Source organism: Kitasatospora sp. NPDC059408 (genome assembly GCF_042751525.1).
GTDB lineage: Bacteria > Actinomycetota > Actinomycetes > Streptomycetales > Streptomycetaceae > Kitasatospora.
This window is the reverse complement of the sequence record NZ_JBHYWI010000033.1, coordinates 14,897-41,076: the sequence shown is the minus strand read 5'-3', so window position 1 is coordinate 41,076 and position 26,180 is coordinate 14,897. Positions and strand designations below refer to the sequence as shown.

Annotated in this window: 20 protein-coding genes; 11 read left to right on the top strand and 9 right to left on the bottom strand. The window is 73.9% G+C overall.

What is annotated here, in order from left to right; all coding sequences use genetic code 11:
• Positions 1-1,855: 1,855 nt before the first annotated feature.
• The 3 genes from ACFXDE_RS22430 to ACFXDE_RS22420 all read left to right on the top strand — a co-directional run bounded on the left by ACFXDE_RS22430 (position 1,856) and on the right by ACFXDE_RS22420 (position 4,959).
• The gene (locus tag ACFXDE_RS22430) at positions 1,856-3,037 is read left to right on the top strand and encodes an MFS transporter (RefSeq protein ID WP_380496629.1); all 1,182 of its coding nucleotides are present in this window, start codon (positions 1,856-1,858) and stop codon (positions 3,035-3,037) included.
• 61 nt (positions 3,038-3,098) lie between these two features.
• Complete coding sequence (locus ACFXDE_RS22425; RefSeq protein ID WP_380496606.1) at positions 3,099-3,563, top strand: SgcJ/EcaC family oxidoreductase; 465 nt, start codon at positions 3,099-3,101, stop codon at positions 3,561-3,563.
• Between the two features lie 304 nt (positions 3,564-3,867).
• The gene (locus ACFXDE_RS22420; RefSeq protein ID WP_380441949.1) at positions 3,868-4,959 is read left to right on the top strand and encodes a hypothetical protein; all 1,092 of its coding nucleotides are present in this window, start codon (positions 3,868-3,870) and stop codon (positions 4,957-4,959) included.
• Positions 4,960-5,123: 164 nt separating this feature from the next.
• Here ACFXDE_RS22420 and ACFXDE_RS22415 read toward each other — a convergent pair whose 3' ends face one another.
• Both ACFXDE_RS22415 and ACFXDE_RS22410 read right to left on the bottom strand, forming a co-directional pair.
• The gene (locus tag ACFXDE_RS22415) at positions 5,124-5,780 is read right to left on the bottom strand and encodes a response regulator (protein ID WP_380441947.1); all 657 of its coding nucleotides are present in this window, start codon (positions 5,778-5,780) and stop codon (positions 5,124-5,126) included.
• Positions 5,777-7,012 carry a sensor histidine kinase gene (locus ACFXDE_RS22410; RefSeq protein WP_380496604.1) on the bottom strand — a complete coding sequence of 412 codons (1,236 nt, stop codon included), beginning with the start codon at positions 7,010-7,012 and terminating at the stop codon, positions 5,777-5,779. The genes ACFXDE_RS22415 and ACFXDE_RS22410 overlap by 4 nt, the downstream gene beginning before the upstream one ends.
• A gap of 154 nt (positions 7,013-7,166) precedes the next feature.
• Here ACFXDE_RS22410 and ACFXDE_RS22405 point away from each other — a divergent pair, with 154 nt between their 5' ends.
• Positions 7,167-8,078 carry an ABC transporter ATP-binding protein gene (locus ACFXDE_RS22405; RefSeq protein WP_380496603.1) on the top strand — a complete coding sequence of 304 codons (912 nt, stop codon included), beginning with the start codon at positions 7,167-7,169 and terminating at the stop codon, positions 8,076-8,078.
• A gap of 5 nt (positions 8,079-8,083) precedes the next feature.
• Complete coding sequence (locus ACFXDE_RS22400; RefSeq protein ID WP_380496602.1) at positions 8,084-8,953, top strand: ABC transporter permease; 870 nt, start codon at positions 8,084-8,086, stop codon at positions 8,951-8,953.
• Positions 8,954-8,984: 31 nt separating this feature from the next.
• Here ACFXDE_RS22400 and ACFXDE_RS22395 read toward each other — a convergent pair whose 3' ends face one another.
• Entirely contained in the window at positions 8,985-9,548 is a 564-nt protein-coding gene (locus tag ACFXDE_RS22395) for a DUF4291 domain-containing protein (RefSeq protein ID WP_380496601.1), read from the bottom strand.
• A gap of 59 nt (positions 9,549-9,607) precedes the next feature.
• Complete coding sequence (locus ACFXDE_RS22390; protein WP_380496600.1) at positions 9,608-10,426, bottom strand: tyrosine-protein phosphatase; 819 nt, start codon at positions 10,424-10,426, stop codon at positions 9,608-9,610.
• A gap of 212 nt (positions 10,427-10,638) precedes the next feature.
• Between ACFXDE_RS22390 and ACFXDE_RS22385 the strand changes: the two genes are divergently transcribed.
• Positions 10,639-11,499: a GntR family transcriptional regulator gene (locus ACFXDE_RS22385; protein WP_380496599.1), complete on the top strand. Its 861-nt coding sequence runs from the start codon at positions 10,639-10,641 to the stop codon at positions 11,497-11,499.
• A 58-nt stretch (positions 11,500-11,557) separates the two neighbouring features.
• Positions 11,558-12,694, top strand: a complete 1,137-nt coding sequence (locus tag ACFXDE_RS22380; RefSeq protein WP_380496598.1) for a PucR family transcriptional regulator — start codon at positions 11,558-11,560, stop codon at positions 12,692-12,694.
• Positions 12,695-13,140: 446 nt separating this feature from the next.
• Here ACFXDE_RS22380 and ACFXDE_RS22375 read toward each other — a convergent pair whose 3' ends face one another.
• Entirely contained in the window at positions 13,141-13,737 is a 597-nt protein-coding gene (locus ACFXDE_RS22375) for a TetR/AcrR family transcriptional regulator (protein ID WP_380496597.1), read from the bottom strand.
• 116 nt (positions 13,738-13,853) lie between these two features.
• Here ACFXDE_RS22375 and ACFXDE_RS22370 point away from each other — a divergent pair, with 116 nt between their 5' ends.
• The 3 genes from ACFXDE_RS22370 to ACFXDE_RS22360 all read left to right on the top strand — a co-directional run bounded on the left by ACFXDE_RS22370 (position 13,854) and on the right by ACFXDE_RS22360 (position 17,056).
• Entirely contained in the window at positions 13,854-15,020 is a 1,167-nt protein-coding gene (locus ACFXDE_RS22370; protein ID WP_380496596.1) for an alpha/beta hydrolase, read from the top strand.
• Between the two features lie 105 nt (positions 15,021-15,125).
• A complete protein-coding gene (locus ACFXDE_RS22365) occupies positions 15,126-16,022 on the top strand; it encodes a methyltransferase domain-containing protein (protein ID WP_380496595.1) in 897 nt (298 codons plus the stop codon).
• Between the two features lie 5 nt (positions 16,023-16,027).
• On the top strand, positions 16,028-17,056 hold the full coding sequence (locus ACFXDE_RS22360) for a Rieske 2Fe-2S domain-containing protein (protein WP_380496594.1): 1,029 nt from the start codon (positions 16,028-16,030) through the stop codon (positions 17,054-17,056).
• A gap of 28 nt (positions 17,057-17,084) precedes the next feature.
• On the opposite strand, the gene ACFXDE_RS22355 is transcribed toward ACFXDE_RS22360, so the two are convergent.
• Positions 17,085-19,460: a PQQ-binding-like beta-propeller repeat protein gene (locus ACFXDE_RS22355; RefSeq protein WP_380496593.1), complete on the bottom strand. Its 2,376-nt coding sequence runs from the start codon at positions 19,458-19,460 to the stop codon at positions 17,085-17,087.
• Positions 19,461-19,542: 82 nt separating this feature from the next.
• Positions 19,543-21,831, bottom strand: coding sequence for a PQQ-binding-like beta-propeller repeat protein (locus ACFXDE_RS22350; protein WP_380496592.1), 2,289 nt, complete (start codon positions 21,829-21,831; stop codon positions 19,543-19,545).
• Positions 21,832-23,130: 1,299 nt separating this feature from the next.
• Between ACFXDE_RS22350 and ACFXDE_RS22345 the strand changes: the two genes are divergently transcribed.
• On the top strand, positions 23,131-23,550 hold the full coding sequence (locus ACFXDE_RS22345; RefSeq protein ID WP_380496591.1) for a hypothetical protein: 420 nt from the start codon (positions 23,131-23,133) through the stop codon (positions 23,548-23,550).
• A 13-nt stretch (positions 23,551-23,563) separates the two neighbouring features.
• Here the strand turns inward: ACFXDE_RS22345 and ACFXDE_RS22340 are convergent.
• Together ACFXDE_RS22340 and ACFXDE_RS22335 are read right to left on the bottom strand one after the other, a co-directional pair.
• Positions 23,564-24,441 (bottom strand): IS5 family transposase gene (locus ACFXDE_RS22340; RefSeq protein ID WP_380496590.1). Its coding sequence is split into 2 segments (ribosomal slippage): positions 23,564-24,349 and positions 24,352-24,441, totalling 876 coding nucleotides; the frame shifts between segments, so codons are not numbered across the junction.
• Positions 24,442-24,566: 125 nt separating this feature from the next.
• On the bottom strand, positions 24,567-26,156 hold the full coding sequence (locus tag ACFXDE_RS22335) for an FAD-dependent oxidoreductase (RefSeq protein ID WP_380496589.1): 1,590 nt from the start codon (positions 26,154-26,156) through the stop codon (positions 24,567-24,569).
• Positions 26,157-26,180: the final 24 nt, after the last annotated feature.

The window sequence follows — 26,180 nt, the reverse complement described above, 5'->3', positions numbered from 1 at the left end:
GCACAGCGGCACGCAGGAAGTCGGGCCCGCCGACTTCTCACGCCCAGCCGCTGGGGGGCAAGGCGAAGCCACGCGGGACCACCCGGCACAGCGCGCAGGAAGTCGAGCCGGCCGACTTCCCGCGCCCGGCGAATAGAAGCAGCTCCACCCCGGGGCGCCAGCAGGCGGAGTGGAGGCGCCCGCACAGGAAGTCGGCCAAATCGACCTCCACGCACCCTGCACACCCGCCCCAACCGGCGGCCGCATGCCCGCAAGCCAGCAACTGGAAGCACCCCAGCCGGACGCAGGGCCAGCGGCACACAGGAAGTCGGCCCCGTCGACTTCCCGCGCCCGGTCATTGCGGGCAAGGCGAAGCCACACGGGACCACCCGGCACAGCAGCGTGCAGGAAGTCGAGCCCGTCGACTTCTCACGCCCAGCCGCCGGAAGCAAGGCGAAGCGACGCGGGACCACCTGGCACAGCGGCGCGCAGGAAGTCGAGCCCGCCGACTTCTCGTACCTGGCCGCTGGGGCAAGGCGAAGCGACGCGGAACCACCCGGCACAGCAGCGCACAGGAAGTCGAGCCGGCCGACTTCCCGCGCCCGGCGAATAGAAGCAGCTCCACCCCGGGGCGCCAGCAGGCGGAGTGGAGGCGCCCGCACAGGAAGTCGGCCAAATCGACCTCCCACGCACCCTGCGCACCCGCCCCAACCGGCGGCCGCATGCCCGCAAGCCAGCGGGCACAGCCACGCAGGCCAACAGTTGGAAGCAACACGGTCGGAAAGCGGATCCTGCCGGACACAGGAAGTCGAGCCAATCGACTTCCTGTGTCCAGCGGTTGGGAGCTGGGCGAATCGACGCGGCACCGCCGGCCGCCGGGTGACGCGCGGAAGATCGGGCCCGTCCACTCCTCGTGCCCGGCCGTTGAGGAGCAGGCGAAGCAACGCGGGGCAACCTGGCGCAGGGGCACGCAGGAAGTCGAGCACGTCGACTTCTCGCGCCCAGCGATTAGGGGCCATGAGCGGAGCGCTGACGAAAGGTCGGCCTCATCGACCTTTCGTGCAGAGCGTGCAGAGTAGGTGGAACCGACACCGCCGGACCCGGAGCCGTTGGCGAGGTGGGACGCAGGAAGTCGAGCTCGCCGACTTCTCACGCCCGGCGACAAGGACACGGCCGAAACCACGCGGGGCCACCTGGCGCAGCGACACGCAGGAAGTCGAGCACGTCGACTTCTCGCGCCCGGCGATTAGGGGCCATGAGCGGAGCGCTGACGAAAAGTCGGCCTCATCGACTTTTCGTGCAGAGCGTGCAGAGTAGGTGGAACCGACACCGCCGGGCGCGGAGCCATTGGCGAGGTGGGACGCAGGAAGTCGAGCTCGCCGACTTCCCGCGCCCGGCGACAAAGGAGACGGCCGAAACCACGCGGGGCCGCCTGGAGCAGCGACACGCAGGAAGTCGAGCCCGCCGACTTCTCGCGCCCGGCGATAAGGGCACGGGCGAAGCGACGCGGGGCCACCTGGGGCTGAGGCGCGCAGGAAGTCGGGCACGTCGACTTCTCACGCCCGGCCATAAGGGCACGGGCGAAGCGACGCGGAGCCGTTGGCGAGGTGGGACGCAGGAAGTCGGGCACGTCGACTTCTCGTGCCCGGCGACAAGGGGGCGGACGAAGCGACGCGGGGCCGCCTGGGGTCGCGGCGCGTAGGAAGTCGAGGCGGCCGACTTCTCGTGCCCGGCGACAAGGGCACGGGTGAAGCGACGTGGGGCCGGCTGGGGCTGCGGCGCGGGGGAAGTCGGCGTGGGCGATGTTTTGCGGGTGGGGTGTCCATTGGGTGGGCGGGGGTGGCCGGGGTGGGGGTGGTCGGGTTGGGTGGGCGGTATGGGTGATGGGCGGCGGTGGGTGGTGTTGGTCGTCGGGATGGTGGCGATGGCCTCGGGGTGTGCGTTCCAGTTCGGGTTGCCGTACCTCATTCCGGCCTTGCGGGCGGGCGGGTTGTCCCTGGGGCAGGCGGGGTTGGTGGCGGCCTGTCCCACCATCGGGTTGGTGTTGACGCTCGCGGCCTGGGGTGCGGCGGCGGACCGCTGGGGGGAGCGGTGGGTGCTGGCGTCGGGCCTCGGGGTGGGGGGCCTGGTGCTGCTGGGGGCGTCGGCGGTGCACGGGACGGTCGGGTTGGCGGTGTGCTTCCTGGTCGCGGGGGCGGCCGGGGCGTCGGCGCACGCGTCGAGCGGGCGGTTGATCCTCGGGTGGTTCCCGGCGCGGGAGCGCGGGTTGGCGATGGGGCTGCGGCAGACGTCGCTGCCGTTGGGGGTCGCGCTGGCGGCCCTCCTGCTGCCGCCGTTGGCCGCACACGGACGGTCCTTGGCGCTGGCGGTACTCGGGGCGTTGAGCGTGGCCGCGGCACTGCTGGTCGTCGTGCTGGTGCGGGACCCGGCGCGGCTCGGGGGCGGCTCCGGGGAGAAGCGCGGGAACCCGTACCGGACACCGGTGTTGTGGCGGCTGCACGGTGCGGCGACGCTGCTGGTCGTGCCGCAGTTCACGGTGTCCGTGTTCGCGTTCGTGTTCCTGGTGGAGGAGCGCGGCTGGTCGCCGTCGACGGCCGGTCCGGTGCTGGCCGGTGTGCAGGTGGCAGGGGCCGGGGCGCGGTTGGCGGCCGGGTGGTGGTCGGACCGGGCGGGGAGCCGGACGGTGCCGATGCGGCGTCTGGCGCTGACGGCGGCCGGCGTACTGGCGGTGCTTGCGGCGGGGGCGTTCGCGCACTCGGCGGCGGCGACGGTGGCGTTGATGGCCGCGGGCGTGGTGACGGTGTCGACGAACGGGCTGTCGTTCACGGCGGTGGCCGAGTACGCGGGCGGTTCGTGGGCGGGCCGCGCGCTGGGGGTGCACACGACGGTGCAGAACGCGGTGGCGGCGGGCGTCGCCCCGACGGCCGGTGCGTTGATCGGCGTGACGGGCTACGCGTGGGCGTACGCGGCGGTGGTGGCGTTCCCGCTGGTCGCGGCGCTGGTGGTGCCGGGGCCGGACTCCTTGCGCGGGACGGCACTTGACCTCAAGGGCGCTTGAGCTCATCGAATGGTCGCATCCGATCCGTCGATGCGACGGGCGAGAGGCGAGAGGTCAGGTCATGACGAACGACGTGCTGGTGGTGGGGTCCGTCCCGGAGGACGTGCGGCGGGCGGTGACCGGGGTGGTGAAGGCGCTGGAGCGGGCGTTCAACGAGAAGGACGGGGACGCGCTGGCCGCGCAGTTCGCGCGGCGGACGTCGTGGTCGAACGCCCGCGGCCTGCGGCTGGACGACCGCGCGTCGATCGCCGAGTTCAGCGGGCCCGCACTGAAGGGGTTCCTCGCGGACTCCTACGCGCGCTACGACGTGGTCAAGTTGCTGGAGATCGCGCCCGACGTCATCGCGGTGAACGTCGCGCAGCAGCCGACCGACCGGGCGGGCAACCCGGTCGACGGCGTGCGCGGGGCGACGCTCTACGTCGTCGCCCGGCAGGAGGACGGCTGGCGGATCGTCGCCGGCCAGAACACGGCCGTCGAGCCGCCCGCCGCCGAGCCACCCGCCGTCGAGCCGCCCGCCGGCAACTGACGTGAGGCGCGAGGACCCCGGCCGGGAGGACCAACCCGGCCGGGGCCCCGACGTGTTGTGTGGACGGTCTCCATACTGTTGCGGAACTCCCCTCCGAATGTTGATAGAAGGCGTCGCTACGCGCATGGACGTGCTCTGACCTGCCCGCTTTTGGAGTTCGCTACGGTACGGCTGGGTTTCCTTTGCTTCCGATCTCGTTGACCCGCTTTCAGCGGCTCTGCTTTGCTTCGGGCCACCCTTTCGGCCCCATGAACCGCCGGCGCACCCCACACCTCCGCGCCGGCGGCAGAGAGGAACCCTCACGATGGGCATGTCCCCCACCTCCAGAGTCCTGACCGGCCTCTCCTCGCTGGTGCTGGCCGCCGCGGGCTTCGCCGCCGCCGCACCCGCGCAGGCGGACCAGCCCGGCAGCGAGTTCGCCGGGCACACCCACCCGTACCGGCACGGCGTCGTCCCCACCAAGGAGGCCGGCGCCGCCGCGGCCGGGAAGCGCACGTCGAACCTCAACTACGGCGGCGGTGTCGACGGCATCGGCGTCACCACCGGCGCGCCCAAGGTCTACCTGGTCTTCTGGGGCTCCCAGTGGGGCACCCAGGGCACCGACGCCAACGGCTACACCACGCTCTCGGGGGACCCGAGCGGCATCGCCGTCCGCGCGCAGCAGCTGTTCAAGGGCCTGGGCACGAACAACGAGACCTGGTCCGGCGTCATGACGCAGTACTGCGAGGGCATCACCAAGGGCGCGACCTCCTGCCCGTCCACCGCCGCCCACGTCGGCTACCCGACCGGCGGCGCGCTGGCCGGCGTCTGGGTCGACCCGTCGGCCGCCGCCCCGGGCCAGGCCACCGGCAACCAGATCGCCAACGAGGCGATCAAGGCCGCCGGGCACTTCGGCAACACCACCGGTGCGGCCAACCGCAACGTCCAGTACGTGGTGCTCTCCCCCACCGGCACCCACCCGGACGGCTTCAACACCACCTCCGGCAGCTTCTGCGCCTGGCACGACTGGAACGGCGACTCCACCCTGAGCGGCGGCGCGGCCTCCTCCCCGTACGGCGACATCGCGTTCACCAACGACCCGTACGTCACCGACATGGGCACCTCCTGCGGCCAGAACTACGTCAACACCGGCACCGCGGGCCTGCTGGACGGCGTGACGATGGTGTACGGCCACGAGTACTCCGAGACCATCACCGACCAGAACCCGGCCGGCGGCTGGACCGACTCGTCCGGCTCGGAGAACGCCGACAAGTGCGCCTGGAAGGGCACCGGCGGCGTGGGCGGCGCGCAGAACGTGACGCTCGCGACGGGCTCGTTCGCGATGCAGGGCACCTGGGCGAACGACTACAACGGCGGCGCGGGCGGCTGCGAGATCTCGCACCCGGTCGTTCCCTGAACTGTCCGGGCACCCGTCCGGGCAACCATCCGGGCAACCGTCTGAGCACCACGTGAGAACCATCTGAAGGCCGCCGGAAAACAGGCGCCGGGGCGGGCAGTGCGGGCCCGCCCCGGCGCTTTGCCGTGCCCGGGGGGACAGGGGCGCGGAGGCGCCGTCGGGACCTACGGTGCGACGAGGCCGAACTCGTAGGCCTGGATGACCAGGTGGACCCGGTCGCGGGCGTCGAGTTTGGCGAAGAGCCGGGCGACGTGCGCCTTCGCCGTGGCCACGCTGATGACGAGTTCCGCGGCGATCTCGGCGTTCGACAGCCCTCGCCCGACCAGCGTGAGCACCTCGCGTTCGCGTTCGGTGACGATCGAGGCGACGGGCCGGCGCGGGGTCGGCGCGGACTGCGGGCGGGCGGCGAACTCGCCGATCAGGCGGCGGGTGACGCTCGGCGCGATGAGGGCGTCCCCGGCGGCGACGACGCGGATGCCGTCGAGGATGGTCTCCAGGGCGAGGTCCTTGACGAGGAACCCGCTCGCGCCGGCGCGCAGCGCGCCGTACACGTAGTCGTCGTCGTCGAAGGTGGTGAGGACGAGCACGTGGGTGTCCACGCCGGGGTCGGCGGCGATGCGGCGGGTGGCCTCGATGCCGTCGACGCCGGGCATGCGGATGTCCATGACGGCGACGTCCGGGCGCAGCCGGGTGACGAGGTCGACGGCCTCGGCGCCGTCGCCGGCCTCGCCGACGACCTCCAGGTCGGGGGTGTCGGCGATGAGCACGCGCAGGCCGGTGCGGATGAGCGGCTGGTCGTCGACCAGGACGACTCGGATCACGGTCCCACCTCCAGGGGGAAGTCCGCGGGGAGCGGTAGTCGGGCGGCGACGCGGAAGCCGCCTTCGGGGCGCGGGCCGGCGCTGAACTCGCCGTTCAGCAGGCTGACCCGTTCGCGCATGCCGGCGATGCCGTAGCCGGTGCCGGATCCGCGCCCCGGGCCCGGGCCGTGCCCCGGGCCGGATCCGGAGCCGCCGCCCGCGCCGCCACCGACGCCCAGGTCGACGACGGTGACCTCGACCTCGTCCGGGCGGTGGTCGACGGTGACGTGGCAGTCCCTCGTCCCGGAGTGCTTGACCACGTTGGTCACCGCCTCCTGGACGATCCGGAAGGCGGCGAGGTCGACGTCGGCGGGCAGGTGGCGCGGCTCGCCGGTGCGGGTGAGTGCGACGCGGACGCCGGCGACCGCGGTGTTCGCCACGAGCCGGTCCAACTCGGCCAGTCCGGGCGCGACTTCGAGCGGTGCGGACTCGCCCTCGCCCTGCCGCAGCGCGCCGAGCATGCGGCGCAGTCCGGCGAGGGTCTCGCGGCTGGTGGCCTCGATGGCGTCGAGCGCGTTGCGGGTCTCGGCGGGCTGGGTGTCCATGACGCGGCGGCCCATGCCGGCCTGGATCGCGATGATGCCGATGTTGTGGGCGACCATGTCGTGCAACTCGCGGGCGATGCGCAGCCGTTCGGCGGTGACGGCCTGTTCGGTGGCGCGCCCGCGCAGGGCTTCGGTGTGGCGGCGGCTCTGGTGGATCGTGTTGCCGACGAGCCAGGCGATGGCGACGGTCGCGCCGATGCCGCCGTAGGCCATCGGGTTGACGGGGTAGCCGTTGAGGGCGCCCCAGAGGAACAGTCCGAGGAGCATGGCGAGCGGCATCCCGGCGGCGCAGAGGGAGACGAGCCGGGTGCGGATGGCGGCGCAGTAGCCGACGACGGCGTCGGCGATCAGGAACTGGAGGACGGTCGTCTCGGGGACCTTCCACATGCCGAGCGAGAAGAGGCCGCCCGCGAGCGCCACCGCGATGGCGGCGAGCGGCAGGCGCACCAGCAGCGCGGCGACGGACGTGGTGACGACCGCCGTGACGACGAGCGGCATGTCCTCGGGGTTGCCGTCGTAGGTGAGGAGGTGGCGCAGTTCGTCGGCGCGCGTGAAGAACCGGAAGACGACGACGGCCGCCCAGAACGCCGCCACCCACACGCCCGGGGGCAGGCGCCGGAGCAGCGGCGGGCGGGCTTCGGTGATCATCGCCCGATCGTATCGATCATCCGTGCGCCGCACAGTGGCCCACGGGCCTAATCCCCGGGGCCACTGCACCGGTCGCGCGGTGTGTCCCGTGGGCCGCGCGGTGTGTCCCGTCGCCCGATGCCGGTGCACGGCTCCGACCGGCACCGTTGTCCCCGTGATCGAGATCGAGCGACTCAACAAGCGGTACGGCGACAAGCTCGCCGTCGACGACCTGTCCTTCACCGTCCGGCCGGGCACCGTCACCGGCTTCCTCGGCCCCAACGGCGCCGGCAAGTCCACCACCCTCAGGATGGTCCTGGGGCTCAACACGCCCACCGGCGGCACCGTCACCGTCGACGGCGTCCCGTTCGCCGGGCGCCCGCGCGGCCTGCGGCACGTCGGCGCCCTGCTGGACGCGCAGGACGTGCACGGCGGGCGCAGCGCCCGGGCGCACCTCGCGGCGCTGGCCCGCAGCAACCGGATCCCGCTCGGGCGGGTGGACGAGGTGCTGGCGGAGGTCGGGCTCGGCAAAGCCGCCGGGCGCCGGATCGGCGGGTACTCGCTGGGCATGAAGCAGCGGCTGGGCATCGCCGGCGCACTGCTGGGCGATCCGCCGGTGCTGCTCTTCGACGAGCCGCTCAACGGGCTGGACCCGGAGGGCGTGCTGTGGGTGCGCGGGCTGTTCCGGCGGCTCGCGGAGGAGGGGCGGACGGTCTTCGTCTCCAGCCACATGATGGCCGAGATGGAGCACACCGCCGACCGGCTGATCGTGATCGGCCGGGGCCGGCTGATCGCCGACGAGAGCCTCGCGGACTTCTCGGCCCGGCACACGGCGGCGGGCGTGGCCGTGCGGACGCCCGAACTCGCCTCACTGGTACCGGTCTTGACGGACGCGGGCGCCGAGGTGCGGCGCGAAGGCCCGGAGACCGGCCTGGTGACCGGCCTGCCCGCCGCCCGGATCGGCGAACTGGCCCTGCGGCACGGCGTGGTGCTGCACGAGCTCGCCCCCCGTACGTCCTCCCTGGAGTCGGCGTTCATGTCCCTGACCGCCGACAGCGTCGAGTACCTGGCCGGAGATGCCCGATGAGTACCGTGACCGTTCAGCCCGCAGCCCCGCTCCAGCCGGCGGCGCCGCTCCACCCCGGGGCGCCGCTGCCCCGCTTCACCGACCTGCTCGCCGCCGAGTGGATCAAGCTCCGCTCGCTGCGGTCCACCTACTGGGTGCTCGCGCTGGCCTCGCTGGTGGCGATCGCGGTCAACATCAACGCCGTCCACACCGACCTGACGTACATCGACCACCCGCCCGCGCGGATGCCCGGCATGCCGCCGTACCGGTACGACCCGCTGTACCACGGGCTCGGCAGCATTTCGAGCGCGCTGATGGCCGTCGCGGCGGGCAGCCTCGGGGCGATCACCGTCTTCGGCGAGTACACCACCGGGCTGATCCGCACCACGTTCGCCGCCGTGCCCGACCGGCGCGGGGTGATCGGCGCCAAGGTGCTGCTGATCGGCGGGATCACCGCGCTCGCCGGGGCGGTGGTGTCGGTGGTCTCCTTTTTCGCCACCAACGCGATGCTGGCCTCCCGGCACGTCGGGCTGTCCATCACCGACGACGGCTGCCTGCGGGCGGTCCTCGGGTACGCGGCGATCGTGCCGGTCTGCGCGCTGATCGGGATGGCGCTGGGAGCGCTGCTTCGGCACGCGACCGCGTCGATCGTCTCGCTGGTGATGCTGCTGTTCATCCTGCCGATGATGTTCGGCGGGGACCGCTACCGGTGGCTCAAGGAGATCGGCACCCACCTGCCGCTGGCCACCGTGCAGCGGCTCGCCATCAATCCGAACTCGACGACCACGATGGGGAAGTACGCGCCGAGCGTGCTGGACTCGTGGATCACCATGGGGGTGTGGGGCGTGGTCGCGGTGGCGGTGACGGTCGTCCTGGTCCGGCGGCGGGACGTGTGAGGACGGGCCGGGACGGCGGGACCCGCGGAGGTCAGTCCGCTCCCAGGCGGCGGGCGATCGCGGCCGGCAGCGGGTACGGGCGCTCGGGCGGAAGCAGGCGCTCGGCCTGTGCCGCCCGGCCGGCCCGGACCAGGTCGGCGATCCGGTGCACCCGCGGCGTGAGGTCGGTGAGGCCGACCACCCACTCGTCGGCGAACGTCCGGATCAGCGAACGGCCCACCCCCACCTGGATGCTGTAGTGGTTGAGCGCTCCCCCGCGCAGCGTCCGCTCCGGGTCCCACTGGACGTGCACGGCCGCACCCGCGACCTCGTCCGGGTGCGCCGTCGTCAGGACCGCCCGGGCCAGGGCCTCCTCCCAGCCCTCGCGGGTGATCCGGACCGCCAGCACCCGCGTCTGGCCTGGCTTGCGGGCCCAGTTGCTGCGGTGCATGAGCCAGCGGAACGACGGCTTGATCCAGGTCATCCGCCGGAACGAGAACGGCGCCACGAACCGGCCCGCCGCGAGCGCCGGGTCGGCGACGGCGGGGGCGTACGCCTGGTAGAGGACGATCGTCCGCTCGTCGTGGTCGGCCCGGATCCCGTACAGCGCGGTCATGCCGATGCACGTTGCCAGGAGGGGCGGGCGGCGGCAACGGGATTTGCGGCTCCCGGGCCTCAGCCTGCCGCGGGTTCCACGACGCCGGCACTGACGGCGGGATCGGCGGCATCAGCGGGATCGGCGGAGGCCTTGGCGGAGGCATCGGCGGAGGCATCGGCGGAGGCCTTGGCGCGGAACGCGGCCAGCGTCTCCGCGCTCACGCCGCAGGCCGGCAGGAAGGCGGCGGCGCCGCCGTGGCGGGTGCGGACCAGGTCGAGGAACACGGCCATCGCCTCGGCCGGGGCCTGCAGCAGCGGGGCCGGGATGTGCAGGTCGGGCCGCTCGTTGAGGGCGGTGCGGTGGCGGTCGGCGAGACCGGCGAAGATCTGCGGCAGCGCGTCGGCGGTGCGGACGTAGTCGGCGACGATGAGCTCGGCCGGGACGCCCAGCAGGTCGAGCAGCAGCGCGGTGAGCAGCCCGGTGCGGTCCTTGCCGGCCGCGCAGTGCAGCAGGACGGCGCCCGGACGGGCCGCGGCCTCGACGGCGGCGGCGACGGCGGCCGGGGCGGACTCGGCCATCAGCACGTAGAAGTCGCCGAGGTCGGCGGCGGTGGTCATGGTGCGCAAGCGCTCGGCGAGGCCGTCGGTGGCCGGGTTCACCGGGGCCGCGACGACGGCTATCCCGGCGGACTCGGCGGCGGCCCAGTCGGCCGGGTCGGTCTCGGAGCCGTCGCGCAGGTCGACGATGGTGCGGATGTCGCAGGCCCGCAGCTGCTCGACGGTGGCGGCGTCGGCGGCCGGGAACGGCTGGGCGGAGCGGTAGAGCACACCGGGGCGAACCCGCAGGCCCTCGGGGTCGCCGAGGACGGCGGAGTCGCGGAAGTTGACCAGGGACATGCGCGGCCTATGCCTTTCGAGAGGACATCTAGACATCTAGATGTGTCGTCCAGATGTCTAACCGCTCCGAGGGGTCGCGGGCAAGCCGCCGTGCCCCGGGGCTACCTTCCATGGCACCGCTCCCGGGCCGGATCGTCGAGCCGGGGCCCGCGTCGAGCCGGGCCCGCGCCGGACGGGAATCGTCGGGCCGGGAGCTTCGTAGGATCGTGCCCGTGGCGACCAACCCTCCCAGCACCCCCCTCTACCGCCGCCTGGCGCGACAGCTCCAGGAGCGGATCGACGCCGGCGCGTACCCGGCGGGCGCCCGGCTGCCCAGCGAACCGGAGCTGAGCGCCGAGTTCGGTGTGAACCGGCTCACCGTCCGGCAGGCGGTGGCGGAGCTGGAGCGCGCGGCCGTCGTCGAGATCCGGCGCGGGGTCGGCACGTTCGTCCGGCCGCCGGCGGTGCGCGTCTCGATCACGGTGGACCCGCGCAGCCAGCGGTTCGACCTCGGGAGCGTGCACAGCGCGCTGCCGGGCGCCCCGGAGGGCGGGGACGGGGAGTTCGTGCTGGGCGCGCGGCCGGTGGCCGGCTCGGCGGAGGACGAGGAGGCCGCCCGGCAGCTGGGCCGCGGGCCGGGCGAGCTGTCCCGCGTCGACACGGTGATCCGCCTCGGCGGGCGGGCCCGGGCGGCGTGCAGCTACTGGGTGCCGTTCGGGCCGCTGCCCGCGGAGCTCGTCCGGCCCGGCCGGCCCGGCAACCTGGTGCTCGACCTCGCCCGCGCCGCCGGGGTCGAGCTGGAGTACGACTGGCGGGCGTTCGGCGCGATCGGCGCCGACCTCGCCGACGCCGAACTCCTCGGCGTCCCGGCGGGCACGCCGCTGCTCGTGCGCGAGGGCGTCAGCTGCACCCCGGACGGCGCCCCGGCGCTGTACGTGCGGCGGCGGATCGACGGCAGCAGCGCGCGCTTCGTCCTGCACTTCCGCGAGCCGCTGGGAGCGGAGCCGGGCGACTCTGCGGCGGGCGGGCCTGGGCCCGGCGAATCGGCGGCGGGCGGGCCCGGGCCGGACGGGCCTGGGCCGGACGGTCCGTAGCGGTCCTGCTAGGGTTCCGCGCCGGTAGCGGCACGAAGGAAGAGCGGGGCGGAACACGATGACGGCGGGGAACGAACCCGGACCCGGCCCCGGCATACCCACCGAACTGGCCACCGCCTGCACGGACTTGCTCGCCCAGGTCGCCCGCACCGGCCGGCTCCCGCGCCGCGCCGAACTGGAGCACCTGCGCACCCTCGGCGAGCACTGCGCCGAAGCCGGCTACGGCCTGCGCGAGGTGGTCGCCCACGGCCTGGCCGCCACCCGCCGGGCCTGGCACACCCTGCCGGACGTCACCGCCGCGAGCGGCGTCGGCGACCTGCGCCGCACCGGCGACGCCGTCCTCGCCGCGACCGAGGCCGCCCTCGCCGCCCTCGGCGAGGGCCACGAACGCGCCCAGCGCATGGCGGTGCGCCAGGAGGAGTCCGCGCGGCGGGAGTTCATCGACGACCTGCTGCACGGCCGCACCGACCTCGGCGCCCTCGCCGAACGCGCCGACCGCTTCGGCCTGCGGCTCGCCAGCGCCTACGCCGTCGCGGTGGCCGCCGTCGACGGGCCCGCGGCGGACGCGCACCACGTGCACCACCTGGTGAGCCGGGTCGAACGGGAACTGGTCGGGCGCTTCGGCGAACGGGGCGTCCTGCTGACCGGCAAGGACGGCCGGCTGGTGTGCATCGCCCCGGACAGCGAACGCGTGGTGCTGGAGGCGTTCACCGAACTGGCCCTGCGCCCCGGCACCGGCTACCGCCCGGTCCGGCGGGTGGCGACGGGCCGCCGCCACTCGGGCGCGAGCGGGGTGCTGCGCAGCTACGAGGAGGCACTGGGGGCACTCGACTACGCGGAGCGGCTCGCCCTCCCCGCACGGCAGTTGAAGGCGGAGGAGCTGCTCGTCTTCCCGGTGCTGATGCGCGACCGCGCGGCCATGGCGGACCTCGTACGGACGGTCCTGGGCCCGCTGACGGAGGCGAGGGGCGGGGCCCGCCCGCTGCTGGACACGATCGTGGTCCAGTCGGAGACGGCCTACGTCAACGCGGAGGCCGCCCGCCGCCTGGGCCTGAGCGTCCGGACCCTGGGCTACCGCCTGGAGCGGATCAAGGCCCTGACCGGCTACGACCCGTCCGACGCCCTCCAGCGCTTCACGCTGGAGACGGCGGCCATGGGGGCCCGGCTCCTGAACTGGCCGGAGCAGCCGCTGTAGCGACGCCGGCCGGCGGGCGCGCATGAACGCGGGCGGGCGCGCTTGGGCACACGCGCGTTTCCGGGTGTCAAAGGGGCGTCAAGATTGCCGGGTCCTGGCAATGTGCGGAGGGCCTCCGCACTGTCACGATCTCCGTGGCGCCGAGGTGTGCGGTGCCACCGGAACGCGCTCGGGGGCGCGGCCCACGACGGGGGGACGTCGCGGCCGCGGCGGGCTGTCCGGTGGTGCGGGCGGCCCGGTGCCAACGGCCGTCGCCGGGTTCGGACCGACGGCCGTGGGCCGGCGCCCGACAGGGGGTGGCGCCGGCCGCAGTGGGGGTGCCGGGCACCGTGCCGGGGGGCACGAGCCGGTGGGCACCCCGGGGGGCATGCCGGTCACGTCGGTCACGGTGTCGGGGGACACGGTGCCGACGCGACCGGCCGCCGCCGGCCTCGCCACCCGCCGGCTCACCGACCCCGCAGGCCGTCCAGGATCACCGCCGCCAGTCGCCCCGGGAAGTCCGGTTCCGGCGGCCGGTGCCCTAGCAGCGCCCGGGACTGCACGGGGGCCGCGAGGAGCTCGACGGCCACGGCGGCATCCGTGCCGGCGGGGAGTTCGCCGCGGTCGACGGCCCGCTGGATCATCACGGCCGCCTGGTCGAGGCGGGATCGCCAGAACTCCTGCCAGGCCTCCGCGAGGGCGGGGTCGTCCGCGCCGAGGACGGCGGCCCGGGCGACGGCTCGGCCGAGGGGGGTGGCGAGGTACTCGGCCAGCGCGGTCGCGAACGCGGTGAGGTCGGCGCGGACGTCGCCGGTGTCGGGGACGGGGATGCCCTGGTCGCTGGCGGCGAGGAGGGCGTCCAGGACGAGCTTCTCGCGGGTACCCCAACGGCGGTACACCGTGGTCTCGTTGACGCCGGCGCGGGCCGCGACGCCGGCGATGGTGAGCTTGGCGGCGCCGTGTTCGACGAGGACGTCCGCGGCGGCGGCCAGCACGGCCTCGCGGACGCGCGCGGCCCGCCCGCCCGGTCGCCTCCGCACCGGTTCCGACTCTTCCGATTCCATGCCCATCACCCTAACGCAGGACCACTTGCGTTAAGGGTCGATGGAGGCGCATAGTCATTAACGCAAGAGTTCCGGCTTTAAGGACGCAGCCCCCCAGCCACGGCAGGAGTCTCGACATGCCCTTCATCTGGCCGCTGGACCCGCAGGACCTGTTCGCCGAGCGCTACCCGCAGATGACCCTCGGCCTCCCCGCCGACGAAGTGGACGCCGTCCGCGCCGCCGTCACCGAGATGTGGCCCGACCGGCCGGGCGGCTGGGTGCACGAGTGGTCCGCCCTGGCCGCCCGGCACGCGGCCGCCGGGCGTCCGGACCTCGCGGCGCAGGCGTACGGCTGGGCGAAGTTCCCGTCACTGGCCGACGGGCCGAAGCGGGCCGCGCTCGCCCGCCAGGCGGAGCAGTACCGGCTCGCCGCGGCCGGCTTCCCGGTGGAGTTCGAGCGCCGCACGCTCACCGTCCCGTACGGCGGGGGCGGACGCCCGGGCGCGGGCACCGGCACCGGCACCGGCACGACCGATGTCACCGTCCACCTGATGGCCGCCCCCGGCCTGCCCGCCGACGCGCCCGTACTGCTGGCGAGCGGCGGCGTCGACTCTTGGAAGATGGACCTGCACGGCCTGTGGGTCCGGCTCGCGCTCGCCCTGCCGGTGCGCCTGCTGCTGTTCGACCTCCCGGGCACCGGCGAGACCTCGCACCTCCCGATGACGCCGGACGGCGGCGCCGAGGTGATCGAAGGCCTGGTGGCGCACGCCCGGACGATCGCCGGCGAGGCGGTCGGTGGCGGAGTGGGCGGCGGCGGGGCGGTCGGTGGCGGAGTGGGCGGCGGCGGGGCGGTCGGCGGCGGGGTCGGGGTCGGGTACTTCGGCATCTCAATGGGCGGCTACTACGCGGCCCGGACGGGCCTGAGCGGTGCGGTCGACGCGGCCGTGGTGCTGGGCGGCCCGGTGGAACGGTCGTTCGTGCGGGGGCGCGGGTTCGCGTTCGGCATGGACGGGATCGTCGGCAACGCGCTGGGCTTCGACGCCCCGCCGAGCGCCGCCGAACGGGACGACGCCTTCGCCGAGTTCGACCTGCGGCCACTGCTGGACCGGGACGCCAACGCTCCGATGCTGGTCGTCAACGGCGCGGACGACGTGCACGTCCCGCAGCACGACACCCTGGTCTTCACCGGCCGCCGCGCCACCGAGGTGCACCTGCTTCCGGACACCGGGCACTGCGCGATCTCGAAGATGGGCGAGGCGATGGAGCTCATCACGGCGTGGCTGCGGAAGACGATGGTCGGCTGATCATCTCGTCGCAACGACTTCGCACGAATTCGCACGACTTCGAACGAACGAGCCCCGCGCGTGGCGCGCGAGTCCGCGCCTCACGTGCGGGGCTAGCTTGTCTGCATGATCGCTCAGGAACCCGATCTCGCCGGGTTGCGCCGGGTCTACGGGCGTACGGGCAGCCGGCTGTTCTACACCCGGGTGGCGCGCAACGCCCGGCACTGGGGGTGGACCGAGCCCGGGCAGTCGAAGTGGCGCCTGTGGCGGGCGCAGCGGCAGCTGGAGGACGTGCTCGGCCGCAGGCTCGCGCTCCCGCCGGGCGCCGAGGTGCTGGACGCGGGCGCCGGGGCGGGCGTGGTGGCGCGGGCGATGGCGGTGCGGTTCGGGCTCGCGGTCACCGGCGTCGACCTGCTGGACTTCCACGTCGACGAGGCGAACCGGCTGAGCGCCCGCGCGGGACTGTCCGACCGCACCACCTTCTCGTGCGGCGACTACCACCGACTCCCGTTCCGCGACGGCACGTTCGACGGCGCGTACTCGATGGAGACGCTCGTCCACTCCTACGACCCGCCGCGCGCCCTCGCCGAGCTCCACCGGGTGCTGCGCCCGGGCGGGCGGCTGGTGCTGCTCGGTCCGATGAGCACCGTCCCGCTGGACGAAATGGCGCCGGACGCACGGGCGTTGCTCGAACCCTACCTGGACGCGATGGTGATGACGGGCGCCAAGGTCTACCACGCCCGCAACCTCCCGCACCTGCTCGCCGAGGCAGGGTTCCAGGTCGAGGAGGCGCTGGACGCGACGCCGTACTACACGCCGACGACGGAGGCCGTGTACGCGTACTTCCGGCTTCCGTGGGCGGTGCTGCGCCGGTTCGGGAATCCGGCGCGCTGGCTCAACCTCCGTTCCACGGTGGAGATGTACGCCGTGCGGGCATACGTCGCCTGGTACGTCCACACCGCCGTCAAGCCGAATGCCGTCAAGCCGCTCTCCCCCGCTTCCGCCGCCGAGCCCCCGAGGTGAACCGCATGACGAACGCCGCCCCCCTGCCGTACCCGAGCGGCTGGTTCTGCGTCGGCCTCGCCCGGGACGTCCCGCCGGGCCGGGTGCGGACGGCCCGCCTGATGGGCGAGGACGTGGTGCTGTACCGGACCCGGCGCGGCACGCTGCGCGCGGTGGGCCCGCACTGCCCGCACCTGGGCGCGCACTTCGGGGCGGGCGGGACCGTCCGGGGCGAGGACCTGGTCTGCCCGTTCCACGGCTTCGCGTTCGGGCCGGACGGCTCGTGCACGGGCGCACCGGACGGCACCCGGCTGCGGGCGGGCCTGACGCACAACCACCTCGCCGAGCGGGACGGCATCCTGTACGTCTGGCGGGGGATCGCCGGCGAACCGCCCACGTGGGAACTCCCACCGCCGGTCGGGGCGGTGCCGCTCGCGTGGTGGCGCGGGGAGGTGCTGTCGCACCCGCAGGAAGTGGCGGAGAACAGCGTCGACTTCCGGCACACCGCCGTCCTGCACGGCCTGGACACCCGGGAGACCGCCCCGCCGGAGATCGCCGGCCCGCTGTTCACCGTCCACCAGCGCACGACCACCCGCTTCCCGGGCCTCGGCGCGGTCAGCCTGGAGCAGCCGGTCACGCTGGCCGGGCTCGGCTCGATCCAGGTGGTGGCGGAACTGCCGGGACTGGGCCGCCGGCTGCGGGTGTGGGTGCTGTCCACGCCGGTCGCGCCGTGGCGGACGGCGGTGCTGATCGCCGTGGCGGTCGGCCGGCGGGCACCGGGGGTGCCGGGGGTGCCGGGGGTGCTCGCCTCGGCGGCGGACCGGGCGGCGGACCGGGCGGCGGCGTGGGTGGCGCTGCGGGGCACCGTGCGCGTCGTCAAGCAGGACCGCCCGGTGCTCGCCCACAAGCGCTACCTGGCGCAGCCGCGCCTGGTCCCCGGGGAACGCTCGATCGGGCTGCTCCGGCGCTGGGCGCGCCAGTTCTACGGCGAGGAGGCGGGTCGGGCGGAGCTGTTCGCCGACGGGGCGCCGACGGAGGAGGCGCTGGCGGACTGACGGGTCGACGGACCAGCGCCTCCGCCGCTCAGCTCCGCGCCGCCTTCCCGTCCGCCGCGAGCGCGACCAGGCCCTTGTCCGTCGGCCCGTAGACCCTTCCGCCGCCCGCCCAGAACGGCACCAGGGCGGTCGTCTCGGTGCTCGGCGTGAAGTCGAAACTCCACCGGGCGTCGCCGGTGTCCGGGTCGAGCGCCCACACCTGTCCGTGCGCCCACACGTACACGTTGCCGTCCGCGCAGAACACCTCGATCCGGTTGACCGAGCCGATCGGCAGCGCCCCCGACCAGCGGACCGCGCCGCTCTTCGCGTCGAAGGCCTGCACGACCACCGCCGGTTCCTCGAACCGCGACGCGGCCGCGTAGACGGCGGTGCCGTCCGGACTCGCCGCCGCGGCCTGGAAGACCGGCCGGCCGGGCGACTGCCACGCCACCGCGCCGCCCTCCGGGTCGAGGGCGTAGAGGTGGTCGGTGAGGAACAGGAACCGGCCGCCGGCCGACGCGTGCGGGCCGTCGGAGAAGGCGGGGAGGGTGGTGAGGGAGGTGAGCGTGGTCCCGGCTCCGGGGGCGGGCTGCTCCCACACCGTCTTCCCGGCGGCGGTGGTGTCGAGCGCGGTCAGCTTGGAGATCGTGCGGTCGACGGTGGCGGTGTTGTACAGCACGCGGGTGCCGGAGGACGGCACCAGGAGCCGCCCGTACACCGGTTGGGTGTGGGGGTAGGTGGTCTCCCAGCGGACCGCCTGCGTCGCCGGGTCGATCGCCTGGACGAAGGACTCCTGCTGGTACGTCGGCGGCGCGGGCGGGGCGACGTGCGTGGTGGTCCCGTCCCCGTGGATGTACAGGACCCCGTCGAGCAGGCCCGCGAGGGAGACGTTCGTGAGGCCGACGGCCTTGCGGGTGATCGACCAGGCGACGGTGCCGGTGGCGAGGTCGACGGCCTTGATCGCGTAGTTGAGGTTGAGGGGGTCGGTCAGGCTCACGAACCCGCCGGCGTAGGCCTTGCCACCGCCGACCACCAACGCGCCGGAGCCGAGCCCGGTCCACGAACGGGCCATCTGGTTCGACAGCGGACCCCAGAGGGGACGGCCGGACTGGTCGAAGGCGCGGACGCCGGTCATCCCGGCGACCAGGACGGTGCCGCCCTCGCCGGCCAACTGGATCGCGGGCTCGTCGAGTTGGGCGGTCCAGAGGGGAGTGGCGGCGGTCTTGGTGTCGATCGGGCGGGTGAGGTCGGTGGGGGCGGGGCGTCCGGGGGCGGCGGTCGAGGGCTTCGCTCCGTCGCCGGAGGCCCGGTCCGAGGAGGACGGGAGCGCGTAGTACAGCGCGGCGCCGCCCCCGGCCAACGCCACGGCTCCCCCGGCCAGGCCCAGGAGCAGCTTGCGGCGGGAGGGCCTGGGCTGACCGGTCGGCCCGGGAGCGGGCTCGGGCTGCGGCGGTGCGGCGGGCGGCGCCGCGGGCGGGGCGAAAGGGGGCGCCGCGGGCGGGGCGAGAGGGGGCGCCGCGGGCGGTGGCGGGACGGACGGCGCGAGGACGGCCGCCGCCCGCTCGATCTGCGTCACCAACGACGGGTGCAGCCAAGGACCTTGGGCCACCGCCCCCGCACCGCCCTGCGCGAGCGCGGCCACGACCTGCTCCGGCGTCGGACGGTCCGCCGGCTCCTTCGCCAGGCAGGCCGCGATCAGGAGCCGCAGCCCGCCGGGCACCGCCGACAGGTCGGGCTCCTCGCCCGTCACCTTCTGCAGCACCGCCAGCGGGTGCCCGCCGTCGAACGGCCCGCGCCCGCCGGAGGCCGCGTACACCAGCGTCGCGCCGAGCGAGAACACGTCGCTCGCCGGGCCCGCCGTCCGGCCCAGCGCCTGCTCCGGGGACATGTACGCGGGCGTGCCGAAGATCGCGCCCTCGGCGGTGAGCGCGGTGCCGTCGGCCGCCCGCGCGATGCCGAAGTCGATGACGTGCGGGCCGTCCAGCGCCAGCAGGACGTTGCTCGGCTTGAGGTCGCGGTGGGTGAGCCGGGCCGCGTGGATGGCGCGCAGCTCCTCGGCGATCCCGGCCGCGACGATGCGCAGCACGTGCTCGGGGAACGGCCCGACCAGCATCACCGCCTCGTCCAGGCCGATGCCCGGCACGAAGGCGGTCGCCAACCACGGGACGGGCCCGTCCGGGTCGGCGTCCACGACCGGCGCGGTGAACGCCGACGACGCGGCGCGCGCGGCGGCGACCTCGCGCCGGAACCGGGCGCGGAAGCCCTGGTCCCCGGCGAGTTCGGGCCGCACCACCTTGACGGCGACCGTCCGTCCGCCCGCCGACCGGCCCAGGTACACGACGCCCATGCCGCCGGCCCCGAGCCGGCCGAGCAGCGCGTACGGGCCGATCCTGGGCGGGTCGGCGGGGTCCAGCTGCCGCATCATCGGGTTCCGTTCGGTTCGGGGGCGGGGGCGGGTTCGGGGGCGGGGGCGGGGGCGGGGGCGGGGTGGTCGTGCACGGTCGTGCTCACGCTCCGTTCGCGTGCAGGGCGGTCACCGTGGACGTACTCGGGTCGGACACGCACAGCCGCCCGTCGCCGGCCGTCCAGGCCAGGGTGGTCGGGTCCTTGCCCTTCAACCCCGAGTACTTCCAGCGGGGTTTGCCGTCCGCCGGGTCGAGCGCCCACAGGACGGTGTCCGGGCCCATCCGGTAGAGGTTGCCGTCGGCGAGCAGGAGGCGGGCGCCCAGGTACGCGGCGTCCGGCGGGTCGGGCGGCAGCGGGGTGCGGTGGCGGGGGCGGCCGTTGCCGGTGTCGAGGGCGGCGACCGAGACGCCTCCGTCCGCGTCCTTCATCAGGCAGTGCACCGTGCCGCCGTCCGCCGAGGCCGCGAAGCCGTCGCCGCGCAGGGAGGCGCCGATGACACCGTCCGTCGTCCACGTCGGGTTGCCGGTGGCCGGGTCGAGGGCGGTCAGGGTGCCCCGGACGGCGTCGGGCACGAGGTAGTGGCCGCCCGCGGCGGTCAGGCCGAGGGAGGGCATCCTCCGCTCCCACGCGACCTCGCCCTTGGCGTCCAGCATCTTCAGGGTGTCCTGGGTGCTCAGCGCCGCGTGGTCGTCGCCGGGCAGGAGCGCGAGTTCGAGCAGCTGCGCCTGGTCGCCGTGGAGCCAGGCGGTACGGCGGCCGGCCAGGTCCACCGCCCACACGTGGAAGCCGGTGTCCGCGATCCCCCGGTCCGCGCCGTCGCCGAGGCCGATCAGGTAGGCCCGGCCGGCGCGGACCCCGGCGAACAGCAGCTCGCCCACGGCGTGCGGGTGGTCCTGCTGGAGCCGCCAGTCGATCGAACCGTCGGCCGGGTTCACGCTCACCAGCTCGCTCCTCGACGCGACTCCGACCATCGCCATTCCGACGGTGTAGAGGCGGTCGCCGCCCAGGGCCGAGAAGTTCCGGGGCATGCCGCCCATCGCGTAGCCGGCGTCCGCCGTCCACTTGGTGTGGCCGGCGTCGTCCACGCCCCAGATGTGGCCGAGCCCGATGCAGGCCGTCACGCCGGGGGCGGAGAGGAGCTGGGGGCAGGCGGACGGCAGGTTCACCTTCCAGGCGAGGGACGCCTCGGGGACGGCGGCGACGGCGGGGCGGGTGGTCGTGGCGCCCGTGGTGGCGGCGGCTCCGGGCGGCGCGTGGACGTCGCGGACGTCCTGCTCGTGGACGTCCTGCTCGCGGAGGAGAGCGACGGTGGTGGCCGCGCCCGCTGCGGTGAGCACGCCGCCGCCGATGGCCAGCAGGACGCGACGGCGCGGGAGCCGGCGACGCGGGGGTTGGCGGGGTGGGGCGTCGGACGGGGGCGGCGTGTATGCCGGGGGCGGGTATGCCGGCGGCGGGTATGCCGGTGACTCCGGTGGCTCCGGGGACTCCGGTCTCTCCGATGGCTCGGGTGCCGCGGTGAGGACGCCCCGCACCGCGAGCACGTCCGCCGTGACGGCCTGCGGGAGCCAGCCGCCCGCCGTGTCGGGGCGGCCGATCCGCTCGACCAGCTCGACGAGCTGCCGCGGGGCCGGCCGGTGCACCGGGTTCTTCGCGAGGCAGGCGCCCACCAGGTACCGGAGGCCGTCCGGCAGACCGCTCAGGTCCGGCTCGGTGTTGACCACGCGGAACAGCACGGCCGCACCGGCACCCTCGCCGAACAGGTGCCGTCCGAGCGCCGCGTACGCGACCGTCGACCCGAGCGCGAACACGTCGCTCGCCGGGGCGAGCGGCTCGCCCAGCGCCTGCTCCGGCGACATGTACGGCGCCGAACCGATCACCGAACCGGTCGTCGTCAGCCCGGTGCCGTCGGCGGCGCGCGAGATGCCGAAGTCGATGACGTGCGGACCGTCCAGCGCCAGCAGCACGTTGCCGGGCTTGAGGTCCCGGTGGATCAGCCCGGCACGGTGCACCTCGTGCAAGGCCTCGGCGAGCCCGGCGGCCAGCGTGCGGACCGTCCCCTCGGGTAACGGGCCGTGCCGCACCACCGCGTCCTGCAGCGGGACGCCCACGACGAAGGCCGTGGCCATCCAGGGGGTGACGGCCTCCGGGTCGGCGTCGACGACGGGCGCGGTGAACGCCCCCGACACCCGGCGCGCCGCCGCGACCTCCTGCCGGAACCGCGCGCGGAAGCCCGGGTCCCCGGCCAGCTCCGGCCGCACGACCTTGACGGCCACGGTCCGCCCACCGGCCGACCGGCCCAGGTACACGGCCCCCATGCCACCGGCCCCGAGCCGTCCGACCAATGCGTACGGCCCGACCTGTCGCGGATCCGCAGGCCCGAGTTGCTCCACCGTCTCCCCCTCCCCGCGAGCCCTCAAAGGCTAGGGCCAACCGCGGTGCGGTGACAGTGGATCATCCGGGTTTTATCGACCCGGCACTGCCCGGCACCCACCCCGGTGGCGGAGCCGCCAAACTCTCCCACACCGGATCCACCACCCCCGGCACCGCCCGCCCGGCCGCCCACCAGAGCCGCACCAACTCGGCATAGATCGGCACCCCGGCGACGTCCCGCAGAATCGTTTCCTCGCCCATCGACGCAACACAATCACTCACGCCCCGCCCAACGCCCCCACCCCACCGGAGACACGCCCCCACCACCCCTTCACCCCGAATCCCCACCCCACTTCGCACAGAAAGTCGACCCAGCCGACTTCCTGTGCGCCCACCCCCTATCGCCCTCCCCCACAACGCCCTACGAGCCACCCCTGCACAGGAAGTCGGCGAGCTCGACTTCCCGTGCGCTCACGCGAGGGCCAACCGGAGCCGCCACGCCCGCACAGAAAGTCGGCGAGCCCGACTTCTCACGCACGGACTCACTCACTCGGAGACCCCACCCCGCACGCCACCCACCAGCCGACACACAGAAATTCGACGTGGCCGACTTCTTGCACGCTCACCCTCGAAATCCACCTCAAGCCCGCACACGAGGTCGACCAGCCCGACTTCTCACGCACCCACTCGCTCACTCGAAACTCCACCCTGCACACCACCCACCAGCCAATACGCGAGAAGTCGGCAGGCCCGACTTCTCGAGTGGGCTGCACAAGAGTTGGGGCGTTGGGAGTGGTGCGTCAAAAGTCGGGCCGGCCGACTTCCCATGCGGGTTGGTGCGCCGCCCGTACAAGCCAGCGGGTGAGGAAGGCGCCAGCTGCGTACCGGAAGTCGAGCAGACCGACTTCCCACGCGGGACCGGCGCGAGGGGCGGTGGGTGCCAAGGAATCACTAGCGGTGGTTCGTCGGCGATCTGAGGGATGACGCCGCCAACGCCAGCCGGCGAGCCTCGCACAAGAGGCGGTCGGCGGCGAGCGCGCAGGAAGTCGAGCAGACCGACTTCTCGTGCGGGGTCAGCCGGTGCCTGTCATCCGGCCCAGTGCACCCCCAAAGCACAAGGATCGCCGCTGCATAGGAAGTCGGGCGGGCCGACTTCTCACGTAGGTGCTGGCGTGCGAAGAGTAGCGCCAGCGGACGGTGCGTTAACGAACGATGTGGACGCGGATGCGCGAGAAGTCGGGCTGGCCGACTTCTCGCGCGGGTGCTGGGGCACGACTAGGCCGTGTATCGGAAGTGAACCGTTCGCTTAGGGTGTTGGCATGTCACTGGGTCACATAGTCCTCTTGTCCGGTCGTTCGATCCGGCTCGCCGAGCTACGGATGTCTTCGACCTACGGCGGGATGCTGGAGGGCTACCCGTGCAAGCGCATCAACGACATGAAGGTCAGTTCGCTCCAGCGGCAGGCCGAGCGCGCGTTTCCCTCCACACCGGTCCATCTTGTTGAGCCCTCCCGCGAGTACCCGGATGAGACCGCCGGCGCCTTCGGTCCCGTTGAGGTGCTGCCTTCCGTGGCCTGCGTCGGCGTCTTCGGCTCCACGGCGCTCGACCCGGCGATGGACGGTTCCACCCTCGTCGTCGCCTGGTTCCAGGCAGCACCGGAGGTGCCGGCGGGCGAGGATGCAGATCTTGCGCTTCGCAGCATTCACTGGGAGGAGCTGGCCCACGACTATGAGCTGTAGCGACGTGTACTGATCACAGCCACTCGTTGATGGCGGCGACGAGGACAGTGGCTTCAAAGCGGACCGCGAGCTTGTCATGGCGGGTGGCCACGGCACGGTGGCGCTTGAGACGGTTGATCCCGCACTCGACCGCATGACGCTTGCGGTAGTCGACCGGGTCGAAGCGCGGTGGTCGGCCACCTCGGGAGCCTCGATTCTGGCGGTTGCGTGCCTGGTCGGCCTTGTCGGGGATGGTGCAGCGGATTCCACGGCGGCGCAGGTAGGTGCGGTTCCTGCGGGAGGCGTACGCCTTGTCAGCCCGCACTCGGTCGGGGCGCGCGCGTGGCCGGCCCGGCCCAACGCGGGGCACGCGGACCTTCTCCAGTACGGGTTCGAACTGTGGCGAGTCGCCGCGCTGTCCTGCCGTGATCACGATCGACATGGGCTTCTGCCCCTGCTCGACTGCCAGGTGCACCTTGGTTGTGAACCCACCGCGCGAACGTCCCAGTCCGTGATCTCCGGGCTCGGTAAACAACCCGCCCGGTGATTCTTTCTGCAGGTCACCATGCCTACGAGCCCCAGCTGCATGCTGATGAGCACGGCATACCGCGGAGTCGACGCTCAGGTCCCACACGATCGCACCCTTCGCATCGGCCAGGGACTGCAGCTGGGTGAGGACTCGATGCCAGATGCCGTCCCGCTGCCATCGGCGGAACAGGTCGTAGACCCGGCCCCACGGTCCGTACTCGATAGGCACGTCTCGCCACGGAACACCGGTACGGACCCGCAACCGTATGCCGTCGGTCAGCCGCCGCCGAGGCCAGACGGGTGGCCGCCCCGCCCTCGCCCCCCCTTCGGCAACAACGGTTCCAGCACCGCCCACTGCTCGTCCGTGAGATCTCCCCGCCCCATGAACGGTGATCATTCATCGCTCAAGATCTACTTTCGATACACGGCCCAGTAGCGCCGGCGGGCGCCGCGTGCGAGCGGACGAAGGGGGCGCCAAGGCGCAGGACGTCGGGTGGGGTGAGGTGGGGTTAGGGCTTGGAGCGGGCGGCGGCGAGGAGGGCTGGGACGGTGGCCAGCTTTACGCGGGGGCGGCCTTCGGCTTCGCCTCGGGTGCGTTCGGCGCGGTCCACGGCTCGTAGTTCCTTCAGGCCCACCGTGTCGGGGCGCCGGGAGCGGATGAGGTGGTCGAGGTCCTTGCGGGTGGCGACCGGGGTGGGGAGGGTGCGGGCGGTGGCGTCGTCGAGGAGGGCGTCGACGGTTTCGCGGGCGCAGGCGCGGTTGGCGCCGATGCCGCCGGACGGGCCGCGTTTGGCCCAGCCGACGACGTAGGTGCCGGGGAGGCCGTCGACGCGGCCGCCGTGGTGGGCGACGGTCTCCGTCGTCTCGTCGAACGGGAGGCCGGGGATCGGGACGCCCCGGTGGCCGATGGAGCGCACGACCAGGCCGGCCCGGATCACCTCCTCCTCCCCCGTGGCCCGCCGGACCGCGACCCCCGTCACTCCCCCGTCGTCCCCGGTCAGAGCCGTGGGGGTGGAGAAGAAGCGGAGCACCAAGCGGCGAGCCCCCTCGGGCTCCGCCGAGCCGTCGAAGCGCACCAGCGGCAGCCCGTCCAGCAGAGGCGCGGGGGCGGACCCGGACGAGTCCACCACCACCTCCACCCCCGGCAGTTGGCGCAGCGCGAGGAACTCCGACCGCGTCCACGCCGCCTCCGCCGGCCCGCGCCGCGCGAGCAGGACGACCTCCCGCACCCGGCTGCCGCGCAGGGCGGCGAGCGCGTGGTCGGCGATGTCGGTGGCGGCGAGCCGGTCGGGGTCGGTGAGCAGGATGCGCGCGATGTCGACGGCGACGTTCCCGTTGCCGATCACGACGACCCGACCGCACGACGACGAAGACAGCGTCACCGCGTCGGCCGGCACGGTCGGTTCGGCGTTGTACCAGCGCACGAAGGTAGTGGCGGGGAGGCTGCCGGGCAGGTCTTCGCCGGGTATGCCGAGCCGCCGGTCGGCCGCCGCGCCGACGGCGTAGACCACCGCGTGGTGGTGGGCGGCGAGTTCGTCGTGGGTGAGGTCCGTGCCGGCCTCGACGTTGAGGTACATCCGCAGCCGCGGGTCGTGGAAGACGCCGGCGAAGCTCTCGGCGATGCGCTTGGTCGACTGGTGGTCGGGGGCGACGCCGTGCCGCAGGAGGCCGCCGGCGACGGGCAGCCGGTCGATCATGGTGATCTCGGCTCCGGTGGTGCGCAGCAGTTCCTGCGCGGTGTACCCGGCGGAGGGCCCGGTGCCGACGACGGCGACCCGCAGCGGCCCGAGCCCGTCGGGCAGGCTGCGGGGGAAGGTGGGCGCGCCCCACGCGTGGTCGTTGGGGTGGTCGCGGTACCAGTCCCGGTTGAGGTCGCCGTACACGGTGTCGGGCCCACGGAGCCGGTCGACGGGGAAGACGGCGTCGACCGGGCAGGCGTCCGCGCACGCGCCGCAGTCGATGCAGGCCGCCGGGTCGATGTACAGCATGTCGGTCGTGCCGAACTCCGGTTCGTCCGGGGTCGGGTGGATGCAGTTGACCGGGCAGACGGACACGCAGGAGGCGTCGTTGCAGCAGGTGCGGGTGATCGCGTAGGCCATGGCCGGGGGTGGGTCCTCACTGAG